The sequence below is a fragment of the Rhizobium sp. PAMB 3182 genome, assembly GCF_052908355.1.
Window position 1 is genome coordinate 2,313,192 of record NZ_CM128607.1, and the last position, 12,696, is coordinate 2,325,887.

Sequence of the window (12,696 nt, forward strand, 5' to 3'; positions counted from 1 at the left end):
GCCAAGTTCGACCGGCGTCGACCTAGCCGCGCAGATGGGCCGCCGCGAAGCGGGTTGCGGCCAGTGGCTCCAGAAGGCCGGCATGGCCGCCGTCCTTCAGCAGCCGAAGCGCTTCCAGCTGCGATTGCCGGCGCTCGTTGAGGTCGGCTACGGCGGTAACGACGAGGGTGCTTTCGGTGTAAGGGCGAGGCAGGCCGTTTTCGACGGCGCCGGCGATGACGAGGGCGCGGTACCAGTCGAAGGGGAGAAGGTCCGCATCGCGGGCGCCATCTTCGGCGATGTAGGTGCAGGCTGTCCGCACGTCTGAGGCGCCTGCCTGCTCGACCGGCACTTCGTCCAGTCGGTCATAGCCGCGCCGATGTCCTTCGAATTCGTCCAGCAGCACGATATCATCGGCCAGAAGCCGGTAAAGCACGCCGTGGACCCGGTCCGCCGGTTCCGCCGGAACGATCGTCGCCTTGCCCGACCCGTCCCGGCCGCGCTTGGAATAGTCCAGCGCATAGCCGGCTATCGAGCCGATGCCAACGACCCGGGCGCTCGGGCAGCGCGCGGAAAGCCGCGCCGGCAGCATGTTCGACCCGTAGGCGAAGTAGAGGCGGAAACTCGTGCTCAGCCTTCCATCTCCTCACGCAGCATTTCCAGCTCCAGCCACTCTTCCTCCATGGCGGTGATCTTCGCGCGAAGGGCCTCGAGTTCGGCGGCAAGCTTGTTGAAGCCGGCGGGGTCCTTGGTAAAGAGGTTCGGGTCCGCCATCTTCTCCTCGATCTTCGCCGCCTTGGCTTCGGCCTCTTCCATCTGTTTCGGCAGGTTTTCGAGTGCGAACTTCTGCTTGTAGGAGAGCTTGCCCTTGTTCTTGTCGGCGGCCGGCTTCGCCTGCTGATCGCTCTTCGGCTTCTCGGCTGCCTTTTCCGCCTTCTTCCGTTCCTGCTCGGCGCCCCTGCGCTGGGCGAGCATGTCGGAATAGCCGCCGGCATATTCGATCCAGCGTCCATCCGGCGCCTCGATATTGGCGGGAACGATGGTCGAGGTCACGGTGCGGTCGAGGAAATCACGATCGTGGCTGACAAGGATGACAGTTCCCGCGAAACCGGAAACGATCTCCTGCAAAAGGTCGAGCGTCTCGATGTCGAGATCGTTGGTCGGCTCGTCGAGGATCAGCAGGTTGGACGGCCGTGCCAGAATGCGGGCGAGCATCAGCCGCGCCCGTTCGCCACCCGAGAGATTGCGGATAGGCGTCCTCGCCTGTTCCGGCTGGAACAGGAAGTCCTTCATGTAACCGGTCACATGCTTCTGCTCGCCGTTGACGAGCAGGTTCTCGCCGCGGCCATCGGTCAGGTAGTGGGCGAGCGTGTCCTCGAGGTTCAGGTCCTCGCGCTTCTGGTCGAGCGTGGCGATTTCCAGATTGGTGCCGAGCTTGATTGTGCCGCTGTCGGGCGCCAGTTGGCCGGTCAGCATCTTCAGCAACGTCGTCTTGCCGGCGCCGTTGGGGCCGACGAGGCCGATGCGGTCGCCGCGATGGACGCGGGTCGAAAACGGCTGGACGATCGTCCTGTCGCCAAAGCTCTTGGTGATCTTTTCCGCCTCGACGACGAGCTTGCCGGATTCACGCGCCTCGACCGCCGTTGCCTGCACCGTGCCCTGCGGGCCGCGATGCGAACGATGCTCGGCGCGCATGGCGTGCAGTTCGCCGAGCCGGCGGACGTTGCGCTTGCGCCGTGCGGTCACGCCGTAACGCAGCCAGTGTTCCTCGCGCTCGATGGCGCGGCCGAGCTTGTGTTGCTCGAGCTCTTCCTCTTCCAGCACCTTGTCGCGCCATTCCTCGAAGAAGGCGAAGCCCCGGTCGAGACGGCGCGAAGTGCCGCGGTCGAGCCAGACGGTGGCGTTGGAGACCTTTTCGAGGAAGCGCCGGTCGTGCGAGATGACGACGAGCGCGCTGCGGCTCCCGTTCAGTTCGCCTTCCAGCCATTCGATGGTGGTGAGGTCGAGATGGTTGGTCGGCTCGTCCAAGAGCAGGATATCCGGCTCGGGCGCCATGACGCGGGCGAGCGCCGCACGGCGGGCTTCTCCGCCCGACAGCGTCGAGGGATGCTCCTCGCCGGTCAATCCGAGATGCGACAGAAGGTAGGTGACGCGGTAGGGGTCGTCACCGGGGCCGAGGCCGGCCTCTGCATAGGCCTGAACGGTGGCGAAATCCCCGAAATCGGGTGACTGCTCCAGATAGCGGATGGTGGCGGACGGGTGACGGAAGACTTCGCCCGACTGCGCTTCGGCAAGACCGGCGGCAATCTTCAGGAGCGTCGACTTGCCCGAGCCGTTGCGGCCGACAAGGCAGATGCGATCGCCGGGCTCGACCTGCAGGCCGGCGCCATCGAGAAGCGGCGCGCCGCCGAAGCTCAAGTGAATGTCGTCGAGTTTGAGAATGGGGGGCGCCAAAGGTCAGGCTCCTGTCATGTCATAGGGGCGGGCGAGGAAAATGCCCCGGCCCGATTTGAGTGACAGGCGCACGGGGCCTTCCGCCACATTGGAAATCGTCCGCGTCGATCCGAACGGCAAGGCAAAGGCCTGCAGCGGATAGCGGACATTGGCAAGCGTCAGGCCGGTGAGCGCCGTCAGTCCGAGCACGGAGAAGAGGCTGCCGCGCGGCAGATCGATTTCCCGGTCGCCCGGAAGCAGCGGATAGGCCTCTTCGATCCCTGACGTCAGCAGCACGTCGAGGCCGCTCTCGGCCAGGTGGCTGGCATGCAGCAGATGCATCAGCGCATGATCCGAGCGCTCGCCGCCCAGCGCGCCGGCAAGAATGAGCGCGGTCGCGCCGCGTTCGAGCGCCACCTGCACCGCGAGTTCGCCATCGGTCGCCGCTTTCGCTGGCGGAAAATCGCGGCGTTCAACGTCCGGCCAGTTCTTCTTCAGGCTCTCGGTGGAGGAATCGAAATCACCAACCCAGAGCTCGGGCGTGACGCCGAGCGCACGGGCGTGTCGCATGCCGCCGTCGGCGGCAATGTAGCGCGCGCCGGCCGAGGCCGCCTCAAGCCGCGGGGTTACGGCCAGGTCGCCGCCGAGAAGAATGGTGAAGAGCGTCATGGGACAAGCGCAATAGCGCAAAATCGCCGGCAATGGAAAGGGAAACCGGCGGCGACAATCGTCGAATTTCCTTGTCATAAAGCCGCCGGCACAGTAAATCTCGCGGCAGATCTAACGGGGTGCACCTTCCACGATGCTGGAATGGCGCTGAGAGGCCTGAGGCCAACCCGCAGAACCTGATCCGGCTAACACCGGCGGAGGGATTAGACGCATCTCATCAGCGCGCTATCCCAACATGTAAAACATAAGGAGGCGCCTGATGCGCAGACTGACGATTTCGCTCATCATGGCCGTTGCGGCCCTATCATTCGTTCTGCCGGCATCTGCCGCGGACAAGGTGCTGACCGTCTACACCTACGAAAGCTTCATTGCCGACTGGGGCCCGGGTCCCAAGGTCAAGGAAGCCTTCGAAAAGACCTGCGCCTGCACGGTCAATTTCGTCGGCGTCGAGGACGGCGTTGCGCTGCTGACGCGGCTGAAGCTGGAAGGCGAAGGCACCAAGGCCGACGTCGTGCTCGGGCTCGACACGAACCTCATTGCCGAAGCGAAGTCGACCGGGCTTTTCGTGCCGGCGGAGGTGGACACGTCCAAGGTTTCGGTTCCGGGCGGTTTCTCCGACGATGTCTTCGTGCCCTATGACTACGGCCATTTCGCCGTCGTCTACGACACCAAGTCGATGGCCGAACCGCCGAAAAGCATGAAGGACCTGATCGAGGGCGATCCGTCGCAGAAGATCGTCATCGAGGATCCGCGTACGTCGACGCCGGGCCTCGGCCTGCTTCTCTGGGTGAAGTCGATCTACGGCGACAAGGCGCCGGAGGCATGGGGCAAGCTCAAGGATCGGGTACTGACGGTGACGCCGGGCTGGTCGGAAGCCTATAGCCTGTTCACCAAGGGTGAGGCGCCGATGGTGCTGTCCTACACCACTTCTCCGGCCTATCACATGATCGCCGAGAACGAGAACCGCTACCAGGCGGCAAGCTTCTCCGAAGGCCATTACATCCAGATCGAGGTCGCGGGTGTGACCAAGACGGCGGCCGACAAGGATCTCGCTCGGCAGTTCCTGACCTTCATGGTGAGCCCGACCTTCCAGGACATCATTCCGGAAACCAACTGGATGATGCCGGCAGCCCCGACCTCCGCGCCGCTTCCGGCCGCCTTCGACACGCTCGTCCATCCGGACAAGACCTTCCTGATGGACCCGGACACGGTCGAGAAGAACCGCAAGGCATGGATCGACGAGTGGCTGGCGGCGATGGCGGTCAACTGACGCTTCGATGCAGATTGCCGGCCGGGACAGACGAGGCGCGATTGTCGGCGGGGCCATGGGCCTCGCCTGCCTCTGCCTGTTCGTCGGCGTGGCGATCGTCTCGCTCCTGAGCTATGGCGGATCGGGTCTGTCGATATCGCCGCTTGCCGATCCGTATATCCGGCGCGTGCTGGTCTTCACGCTGTGGCAGGCCGGGCTCTCGACGGCTCTTTCCATCCTGTTCGCCATCCCCGTGGCACGCGCGCTCGCACGTCAAAGACAGTTTCCGGGCCGTGTCTGGGTGCTGCGGCTGATGGCCGTGCCGATGGGTCTGCCCGTGCTGATCGGCGCTCTTGGCCTGCTCGGTCTCTGGGGCCGGCAGGGTATGCTGAACAAGGCTCTCCTTGGTCTTGGCCTCGACAGTCCCGTAAACATCTACGGACTGTCCGGCATCCTGCTCGCCCATGTCTTCTTCAACATGCCGCTCGCCGTGCGCTATCTGGTCGCCGGTCTCGATCGCGTGCCGAACGAATACTGGCTCCTGTCGGCGCAGCTCGGCATGCGGTCCGGGAGCATTTTCCGCTTCGTCGAGTGGCCGGTCATGCGCCGGCACCTGCCCGGTGTCGCGGGGCTGATCTTCATGCTGTGCGCCACCTCCTTTACGCTGGTGCTGGTACTTGGCGGCGGACCGGCATCGACGACGGTGGAGGTGGCGATCTATCAGGCGCTGCGTTTCGATTTCGATCCCGGCCGAGCCGTTTCGTTGGCCGTCATCCAGATCGTCATTACTGCCATTCTCCTGTCGCTGATGGCGTTTCTGCCGGTGCCGGAGGACCACGGAACGACGACCGGTCGAACCGCCCGCCGGCCGGATGCCCGGCCGCTTGCTGCAAAAGCTGCCGACGGTGCGATCATTGCCGTCGCGACCGCTTTCGTATTGTCGCCGCTGGCCATGGTCGCCGCTGCCGGAATGCGTGCCGATCTCGTCCGGCTTTTGAGCGAACCCGTCTTCTGGCAGGCAACAGGGACCAGCCTGACGATCGCCTTCTTCTCCGGTCTGTTCGCGGTGCTGATTGGCATGGCGCTCGTGCGCGCACAACTGGAGACCGACGGTGGCGGAACGCTTGTCGCCAGAGCCTTCTCAACGGCGATCGGGTCCTCCTCGTCACTCGTCCTGCTGGTGCCGCCGGTCGTGCTCGGCACCGGCTGGTTTCTCGTCCTGCGGTCGGTAGGCATCACCACGTCGGCGGCACCCTATCTCGTCCTCTTGATCAACACGGTGATGGCCTTGCCGTTCGTGGTGCGCATCCTCCATCCGGCGGTCGAGGTCCACCGCCAGCGGACGGCACGGCTCAGCGCCAGCCTCGGCATGTCCGGCCTGTCGAAACTGCGGCTGGTCGACTGGCCTCTGCTGCGCAAGGCGCTTCTCATGGCGCTGTCCTTCGCAATGGCGCTGTCGCTCGGTGACCTCGGCGCGGTGGCGCTGTTCGGCTCGGACGGCTTCATGACGCTGCCCTGGCTGCTGTTCAGCCGGCTCGGCAGCTATCGCACCGCCGATGCGGACGGGCTGGCGCTGCTGCTCGGCATCGTTTGCCTGGCATTGACGGTTGCCGGTACGGTCGGCCAGGGTGCGGAAAAGGAGAGCCGGGATGGATAGGACTGAAGTCAACGATATCCGTCTCGCGGATGTGCGGCTTACCCTGGGGAACCGCGATTTCCTGTTCGACGGCGAGTTTCCCGCCGGCCGGATCACGGCGGTCACCGGGGCCTCCGGCGCCGGCAAGTCGACGCTCTTCAATCTGATTTCCGGCTTCGAGGCGCCGCAGTCGGGCCAGATCTGGCTGGGCGGTCGCGACGTGACAGAACTGGCACCGGCCGAGCGCCCGGTCTCGTTGATCTTCCAGGACAACAACCTGTTCGCCCATCTCGACCTTTTCACCAATGTCGGCCTCGGCATCAGCCCGTCGATGCGGCTGACGCAGGGTGACCGCGAACGGGTCGGCGACGCGCTTGCGCGGGTCGGATTGTCGGGTTTTCAGAAAAGATTGCCCGGTTCGCTTTCGGGCGGGGAACGCCAGCGCGTCGCGTTTGCCCGGGCGCTCGTGCGCGACAGGCCCTACCTGCTCCTCGACGAACCCTTTGCCGCGCTCGACCCGGACCTGCGCCGCGCCATGGCGGATCTTCTTAAGGATCTGCAGGCGGAAACCGGAAAGACCGTGCTGATGATCAGCCATGATCGTGCCGAGCTGGAACAGATCGCACACGCAATCGTTCCTATTGTTGAAGGTCGGCTGGGTCGCGTGAAACCCGTCGTACCGGTATAATTGCGGCTGAAACCGGCATCGCCACAATTTGGACGCCACCCGATGGCAAGCCGATCAGGTCCCTGACGCTTGCAGCTTTGCAACGGTTGAGCGGAATGATTGCGATCCTCTAGGCAAATCGCCGGGAAATCGGATAGAGGGTGGGCGATCGGACCTGTGAAGGCTGACGGGTTTTGAGAGATTCGCCAATGCGTTGTCGCGCGGCGTGAACAGGGAGACTGCGGAACTGCTTACGAGGGAACGTCAGCCGAGGTTCAAGGCCTTCGCTGCTCGGGCGATGGAACCTGCGTTTGTGGACATCAAGCGTGCGGGCCGTCTGTCCGTGCTCGTGGTGACGCTCGCCCTTTCGGGCTGCCAGTCGCTTCTTGACCAGACCTACGAAGCCAATGTCGCGCCCTCCTCCAATCCGCAGATCGTCGAGGAAGTCCAGAAGGACGACCCGCGTGCGCAGATGGGCGCGCGCGAGCATCCGCGCATCGTCGCGAGCTACGGCGGCGAATACAAGGACGAGAAAACGGAACGGCTTGTCGCCCGGATCGCCGGATCGCTGACCGCCGTCTCCGAAAATCCGCAGCAGTCCTACCGCATCACCATTCTCGATTCGCCCGCGATCAACGCCTTCGCTCTGCCGGGCGGCTATCTCTATGTCACACGCGGCCTGCTGGCGCTTGCCGATGACGCGTCGGAAGTGGCGGCCGTGCTGGCGCATGAAATGGCGCATGTGACCGCCAATCACGGCATCGAGCGGCAGAAACGCGAAGAGGCTGAGGTGATCGCCAGCCAGGTGGTCGCCGAAGTGCTCTCCAGCGATCTTGCCGGCAAGCAGGCGCTTGCCCGCGGCAAGCTGCGCCTTGCCGCCTTCTCGCGAAACCAGGAGCTGCAGGCCGACCTCATCGGCGTGCGTACGCTCGGCGAAGCCGGCTACGACCCCTATGCCGCTGCCCGGTTCCTCAATGCGATGGAGGCCTATGCCCGCTTCCAGTCGAGCGATCCGGACTCCGATCCGAGCCTCGACTTCCTTTCGAGCCATCCGAGCGCGCCGCAGCGCATCGAGCTTGCCCGCCGCCATGCCCGCGCCTTCGGCCCTGAGGGCAGCGTCGGCGATGTCGGGCAGGGTTACTATCTTGACGGCATCGACGGACTGCTTTTCGGCGACAGCCCGCAGGAAGGCTATGTCCGCGGCCAGACCTTCATGCACGGCAAGCTTGGGATCCGCTTCACGGTGCCGGAAGGCTTCCATATCGACAACAAGGTCGAGGCGGTGCTGGCGACCGGCCCCGGCGACGTGGCGATCCGTTTCGACGGTGTCACCGACAACCGCCGCCAGAGCCTGTCGAACTACATTTCCAGCGGATGGGTGGCCGGTCTCGACCCGGCCAGCATCACGACGCTGAAGATCAACGGCCTGGAGGCGGCAAACGCCAAGGCATCGGCCGACAAGTGGGACTTCGACGTTACCGTCATTCGCGACGGCAAGCAGATCTACCGCATCCTCACCGCCGTGCCGAAGGGCGATCCGCGCTTGCCGCAGGTCGCCGAAACGGTGCGCTCGAGCTTCCGTCGGATGACGCCGGCGGAAATCGAAAGCCTGAAACCGTTGCGCATCCGCGTCGTGACGGTCGCGCAGGGCGATACGATCGGCAGTCTCTCGGGCCGGATGATGGGCACCGAGCGCAAGCTCGAGCTCTTCAAGCTCATCAACGGCTTCCCGTCCGGCAAGGTCCTTTCGCCGGGCGAGCGCGTCAAGATCGTCTCGGAATAGTTCCTTGCCTCGCGCGGCATGGCGCCGCGAACCGCAGGTGCGGGTTTTCATCCGTGCCGCAATGCGCTAGACCGCGCTCGCGGCCCGGCATTGCAGGGCCTTTGAAGCGAATGAGGAAGCGGGCATGCGTTATTTCATCACCGGTACGGCCGGGTTCATCGGCTTTCACCTCGCACGGCGTCTCCTGGAAGACGGACACGAGGTGTTCGGCATCGACGGGATGACCCGGTACTACAACCTCAAGCTCAAGGAAGCGCGCAACGCGGCGCTGGCGCAGTTCCCGTCCTTTACCGGGCGGATCGGCATGCTGGAGGACAATGGCTTCCTGCGCGAGGCGGTGATGGATGCCAAGCCGGATGTGATGATCCACCTCGCCGCCCAGGCTGGCGTGCGATACAGCCTCGAAAATCCCAAGGCCTATCTGGATTCCAACCTTGTCGGCACCTGGAACATCCTGGAGCTGGCGAAGGAGCTGCAGATCGGCCATCTGATGCTGGCGTCCACCTCATCCGTCTATGGCGCCAATCCGGAGGTTCCCTTCCGTGAAAGCGACAAGACGGACGAGCCCCTGACCTTCTACGCCGCCACCAAGAAGGCGACAGAACTGATGGCGCACAGCTATGCCCATCTCCACAAGTTCCCGATCACGGCATTCCGCTTCTTCACCGTTTACGGTCCCTGGGGCCGGCCGGACATGGCGCTCTTCAAGTTCGCCAAGGCGATGCTCGACGGCCAGCCGATCGAGATCTACGGCGAAGGCAAGATGAGCCGCGACTTCACCTATATCGATGATCTGGTCGAGGCGATCGTGCGGCTCTCCGCCATTGCGCCGGCCGAGGCGAACCGCGTCACCAAGCCGGGCGTGACCGATACGCTGTCGCACCAGGCACCGTTCCGCGTCGTCAACCTCGGCGGCGGCCAGCCGGTCGGTCTGATGGAATTCGTGGAAACGATCGAGAAGGCGATGGGGCAACCGGCGATCCGCAAGATGCTGCCGATGCAGAAGGGTGACGTGCCGCGCACCTTCGCCGCTCCGGATCTCCTGCAGGCGCTGACGGGCTATACGCCGTCGACCACGGTCGAAGAGGGCGTGAAGGCCTTCGTTGAATGGTATCTCGACCAGGGCCGGGCGCTCGAATAGCCCGCCGCAAAGGGCCACTGAAACCGAAAACGCCGCGACCATCCTCTGGTCGCGGCGTTTTCTTTTGCTTCAATCGCGATTGAAGATCTTGCGGTCGAGGCTCAGCGAGCCGCCGCCGGCGAAGACGAGGTACAGGAAGACGAAGCAGAAAAGGATCGCCGCGTCGCCGCCGTTGAGGATGGGGAAGAAGCTCTTCGGGAAGTGGGCCATGAAATAGGCGACGGCCATCATGCCGGACAGAATGAAGGCGGAGACGCGGGTGTAAAGGCCGAGAATGATGGCCGCACCAAAAACGAATTCCAGAGTGCCCGCGAAGCCGAAGAAGGAGAAGAGCTCGACCGCGCCGCGTTCGGATGCCGGGAAGTTGAAAAGCTTCTGCGTGCCGTGCTCCATGAAAGTGAGGCCGGTGACGATCCTCAGGATCGACAGGACAAGGGGAGACCTTGCGGTAAGTGCGGCGGCAAAATTCGAACTGCTCATGAAATCCTCATCAATGTGCTTGTGGCGTGAATGGACGAAACCATGTCCTGCTGCGGTCGATAGCAGATAATATGAGCAGGAATATCCTGTTTTTGGTCGCCTCACGGCAATGTGAAATTCCGCGAGTTCATTTGGGGAACCCCCTCCAGCCTATGCATGGCATGCATCATCCAACGACAAATCAGCGTTGTTGCATCGCCGGTCCAATGGCTATGTACATCATCAATCGAGCCGCTAAGCTGATGACCGCAATTTTCTGAAGGAGAACTCCGATGGCAGCCAATTCCGCTCACTCCCACAAAGGCGGGGCATTCGCCTGGGAGGATCCCTTTCTCCTCGACGACCAGCTGTCCGACGAAGAGCGGATGATCCGCGATGCCGCCGCCGGGTTTGCAACCGACCGGCTGCTGCCGCGGGTCGAGGACGCCTATCTCAACGAGACGACCGATCCGGAGATCTTCCGGGAAATGGGCAAGGCCGGCCTGCTTGGCGTCACGGTGCCGGAAGAATACGGCGGGGCGGGCGCCTCCTATGTCTCCTACGGCCTCGTGGCGCGAGAAGTGGAGCGTGTCGATTCCGGCTACCGTTCGATGATGAGCGTCCAGTCTTCGCTGGTCATGTTTCCGATCTACGCCTATGGCTCGGAAGAGCAGCGCAAGAAGTATCTGCCGAAGCTTGCGTCCGGTGAATTCATCGGCTGCTTCGGCCTGACCGAGCCTGACGCCGGCTCCGATCCGGGCGGCATGAAGACGCGTGCGATCAAGACCGATGGCGGCTACCGCCTGATCGGCTCGAAGATGTGGATTTCCAACGCACCGATCGCCGACGTCTTCGTCGTCTGGGCGAAATCGGAAGCGCATGGCGGCAAGATCCGCGGCTTCGTGCTGGAGAAGGGCATGAAGGGTCTTTCGGCGCCGAAGATCGGCGGCAAGCTGTCGCTGCGCGCCTCGATCACCGGCGAAATCGTGCTCGACAATGTCGAGGTCGGCGAGGACGCGCTTCTGCCGAACATCGAGGGTTTGGGTGGTCCGTTCGGCTGCCTCAACCGCGCCCGCTACGGCATTTCCTGGGGTGTCATGGGTGCGGCCGAGGACTGCTGGCTGCGCGCCCGCCAGTACGGCCTCGACCGCCACCAGTTCGGCAAGCCGCTTGCCGGCACGCAGCTCTTCCAGAAGAAGCTTGCCGACATGCAGACGGAGATCGCGCTCGGCCTGCAGGGATCGCTGCGCGTCGGCCGCCTGATGGACGATGGCCGTTTCGCGCCGGAAATGATCTCGATCGTCAAGCGCAACAATTGCGGCAAGGCGCTCGACATCGCCCGCCAGGCCCGCGACATGCACGGCGGCAACGGCATCCAGATCGAATACCACGTCATGCGTCACGCGCAGAACCTGGAAACGGTCAACACCTATGAGGGCACGCACGACGTTCATGCGCTGATCCTCGGCCGTGCCCAGACCGGCATCCAGGCGTTCTTCTGATGACGGATTTGCGCGCAGCGCCGCTTGCGGGACTGAAGGTCGTCGAACTGGCCCGCATCCTTGCCGGTCCGTGGACCGGCCAGACGCTCGCCGACCTCGGCGCCGAGGTGATCAAGGTGGAGAGCCCCGGCGGCGACGACACCCGCACCTGGGGGCCGCCCTTCATCGAGCGGCCTGACGGCAAGGGCGGCACCGAAAAGGTGGCCGCCTATTTCCACGCCGCCAATCGCGGCAAGTCCTCCGTCGTCTGCGATTTCGCCAATCCGGACGATCTCGCGCGGGTCAAGGCGTTGATCGCCGACGCCGACGTGCTGATCGAGAACTTCAAGGTCGGCGGATTGAAGAAGTTCGGGCTCGATTACGAGAGCGTGTCGAAGCTCAATCCACGCCTCGTCTACGCCTCCGTCACCGGCTTCGGCCAGGACGGGCCGCGCGCCGCGACCGCCGGCTACGACTTCCTCATCCAGGGCATGTGCGGGATCATGGACCTGACCGGCGAGCCGCAGGGCGAGCCGCAGAAGGTCGGCGTTGCCTGGATCGATATCTTCACCGGGCTTTACGGCGTGATCGGCATTCAGGCGGCCCTTGCGGAGCGTGAACGCTCCGGCCTTGGTCAGCATGTCGACCTGTCGCTGCTCGATGTCGGTGTTGCCGTTCTTGCCAACCAGGCGATGAATTTCCTCGCCGGCGGCAAGGTGCCGCACCGCATGGGTAATGCGCATCCCAACATCGTGCCATACCAGGTGTTTCCGGCAGCCGACGGACATCTGATCATCGCCTGCGGCAATGACCGGCAGTTTGCTGCGCTGTGCAGGATGCTGGGGCTCGACGGCCTCGCCGCCGACCCAGCCTATGCGACCAATCCGGCGCGCGTGGAAAACCGGGTGGCGCTTGCCGCCATGATCTCGGAAAAGACATTGGCTCGCACCAAGGACGAGCTGATCGCCGCGCTCGAGGCTGCCGGCGTTCCCGGTGGCCCGATCAACACGGTCGCCGAAGCGATCGGCGACAAGCAGATCGCCGCCCGCGGCCTGAAGATCGAGCCCGAAGGCCTGCCCGGCCTCAGGACACCCATCCAGCTGTCACGCAGCCCCATGGCGCTCGACAAGGCCGCTCCGGCTCTCGGTGCGGGGGAATGGGGATTTGCTTCGGACGAGGACAAGCGCTGAGAAATTGAA

Annotated in this window: 11 protein-coding genes and 1 riboswitch; of the genes, 7 read left to right on the forward strand and 4 right to left on the reverse strand. The window is 64.0% G+C overall.

Annotated elements, in window-relative coordinates; genetic code table 11:
- Window positions 1-22: 22 nt before the first annotated feature.
- Genes ACU5AZ_RS11250 through ACU5AZ_RS11260 form a run of 3 tightly spaced genes read right to left on the reverse strand, consistent with a single transcriptional unit; the run spans window position 23 to window position 3,081 of the window.
- The gene (locus tag ACU5AZ_RS11250; RefSeq protein WP_446825990.1) at window positions 23-613 is read right to left on the reverse strand and encodes a gamma-glutamylcyclotransferase family protein; all 591 of its coding nucleotides are present in this window, start codon (window positions 611-613) and stop codon (window positions 23-25) included.
- Window positions 610-2,433 (reverse strand): ABC-F family ATP-binding cassette domain-containing protein, encoded by a 1,824-nt coding sequence (locus ACU5AZ_RS11255; protein ID WP_446822469.1) that lies wholly within the window; start codon window positions 2,431-2,433, stop codon window positions 610-612. Before ACU5AZ_RS11255 ends, ACU5AZ_RS11250 begins: the two co-directional genes overlap by 4 nt.
- Window positions 2,434-2,436: 3 nt before the next feature.
- Window positions 2,437-3,081, reverse strand: a complete 645-nt coding sequence (locus tag ACU5AZ_RS11260) for a thiamine diphosphokinase (protein ID WP_446822470.1) — start codon at window positions 3,079-3,081, stop codon at window positions 2,437-2,439.
- 105 nt (window positions 3,082-3,186) lie between these two features.
- Window positions 3,187-3,301, forward strand: a riboswitch (TPP riboswitch).
- A gap of 66 nt (window positions 3,302-3,367) precedes the next feature.
- On the opposite strand from ACU5AZ_RS11260, the gene thiB reads away from it, so the two are divergent.
- From thiB to ACU5AZ_RS11285, 5 genes are all read left to right on the forward strand, one after another.
- On the forward strand, window positions 3,368-4,351 hold the full coding sequence (gene thiB / locus ACU5AZ_RS11265) for a thiamine ABC transporter substrate binding subunit (protein ID WP_446825991.1): 984 nt from the start codon (window positions 3,368-3,370) through the stop codon (window positions 4,349-4,351).
- 7 nt (window positions 4,352-4,358) lie between these two features.
- Window positions 4,359-5,987 (forward strand): thiamine/thiamine pyrophosphate ABC transporter permease, encoded by a 1,629-nt coding sequence (gene thiP / locus ACU5AZ_RS11270; RefSeq protein ID WP_446822471.1) that lies wholly within the window; start codon window positions 4,359-4,361, stop codon window positions 5,985-5,987.
- On the forward strand, window positions 5,980-6,654 hold the full coding sequence (locus ACU5AZ_RS11275; protein WP_446822472.1) for a thiamine ABC transporter ATP-binding protein: 675 nt from the start codon (window positions 5,980-5,982) through the stop codon (window positions 6,652-6,654). The genes thiP and ACU5AZ_RS11275 overlap by 8 nt, the downstream gene beginning before the upstream one ends.
- A gap of 292 nt (window positions 6,655-6,946) precedes the next feature.
- Entirely contained in the window at window positions 6,947-8,416 is a 1,470-nt protein-coding gene (locus tag ACU5AZ_RS11280; protein ID WP_446822473.1) for a M48 family metalloprotease, read from the forward strand.
- Between the two features lie 124 nt (window positions 8,417-8,540).
- The gene (locus ACU5AZ_RS11285) at window positions 8,541-9,557 is read left to right on the forward strand and encodes an NAD-dependent epimerase/dehydratase family protein (RefSeq protein ID WP_446822474.1); all 1,017 of its coding nucleotides are present in this window, start codon (window positions 8,541-8,543) and stop codon (window positions 9,555-9,557) included.
- A gap of 69 nt (window positions 9,558-9,626) precedes the next feature.
- Here the strand turns inward: ACU5AZ_RS11285 and ACU5AZ_RS11290 are convergent, their stop codons facing one another.
- The gene (locus ACU5AZ_RS11290) at window positions 9,627-10,037 is read right to left on the reverse strand and encodes a DoxX family protein (protein WP_446822475.1); all 411 of its coding nucleotides are present in this window, start codon (window positions 10,035-10,037) and stop codon (window positions 9,627-9,629) included.
- 272 nt (window positions 10,038-10,309) lie between these two features.
- On the opposite strand from ACU5AZ_RS11290, the gene ACU5AZ_RS11295 reads away from it, so the two are divergent.
- Together ACU5AZ_RS11295 and ACU5AZ_RS11300 are read left to right on the forward strand one after the other, a co-directional pair.
- On the forward strand, window positions 10,310-11,518 hold the full coding sequence (locus ACU5AZ_RS11295; protein WP_446822476.1) for an acyl-CoA dehydrogenase: 1,209 nt from the start codon (window positions 10,310-10,312) through the stop codon (window positions 11,516-11,518).
- Window positions 11,518-12,687: a CaiB/BaiF CoA transferase family protein gene (locus tag ACU5AZ_RS11300; protein WP_446822477.1), complete on the forward strand. Its 1,170-nt coding sequence runs from the start codon at window positions 11,518-11,520 to the stop codon at window positions 12,685-12,687. Before ACU5AZ_RS11295 ends, ACU5AZ_RS11300 begins: the two co-directional genes overlap by 1 nt.
- Window positions 12,688-12,696 lie beyond the last annotated feature (9 nt).

What these genes read in the sequence shown, in the direction of transcription:
- ACU5AZ_RS11285 (WP_446822474.1), top strand. Translation starts at nt 8,541, where the DNA reads ATGCGTTATTTCATCACCGGTACGGCCGGGTTCATCGGCTTTCACCTC.
- ACU5AZ_RS11295 (WP_446822476.1), top strand. Translation starts at nt 10,310, where the DNA reads ATGGCAGCCAATTCCGCTCACTCCCACAAAGGCGGGGCATTCGCCTGG.
- ACU5AZ_RS11275 (WP_446822472.1), top strand. Translation starts at nt 5,980, where the DNA reads ATGGATAGGACTGAAGTCAACGATATCCGTCTCGCGGATGTGCGGCTT.
- thiP (WP_446822471.1), top strand. Translation starts at nt 4,359, where the DNA reads ATGCAGATTGCCGGCCGGGACAGACGAGGCGCGATTGTCGGCGGGGCC.
- ACU5AZ_RS11260 (WP_446822470.1), bottom strand. Translation starts at nt 3,081, where the DNA reads ATGACGCTCTTCACCATTCTTCTCGGCGGCGACCTGGCCGTAACCCCG.
- ACU5AZ_RS11290 (WP_446822475.1), bottom strand. Translation starts at nt 10,037, where the DNA reads ATGAGCAGTTCGAATTTTGCCGCCGCACTTACCGCAAGGTCTCCCCTT.
- thiB (WP_446825991.1), top strand. Translation starts at nt 3,368, where the DNA reads ATGGCCGTTGCGGCCCTATCATTCGTTCTGCCGGCATCTGCCGCGGAC.
- ACU5AZ_RS11300 (WP_446822477.1), top strand. Translation starts at nt 11,518, where the DNA reads ATGACGGATTTGCGCGCAGCGCCGCTTGCGGGACTGAAGGTCGTCGAA.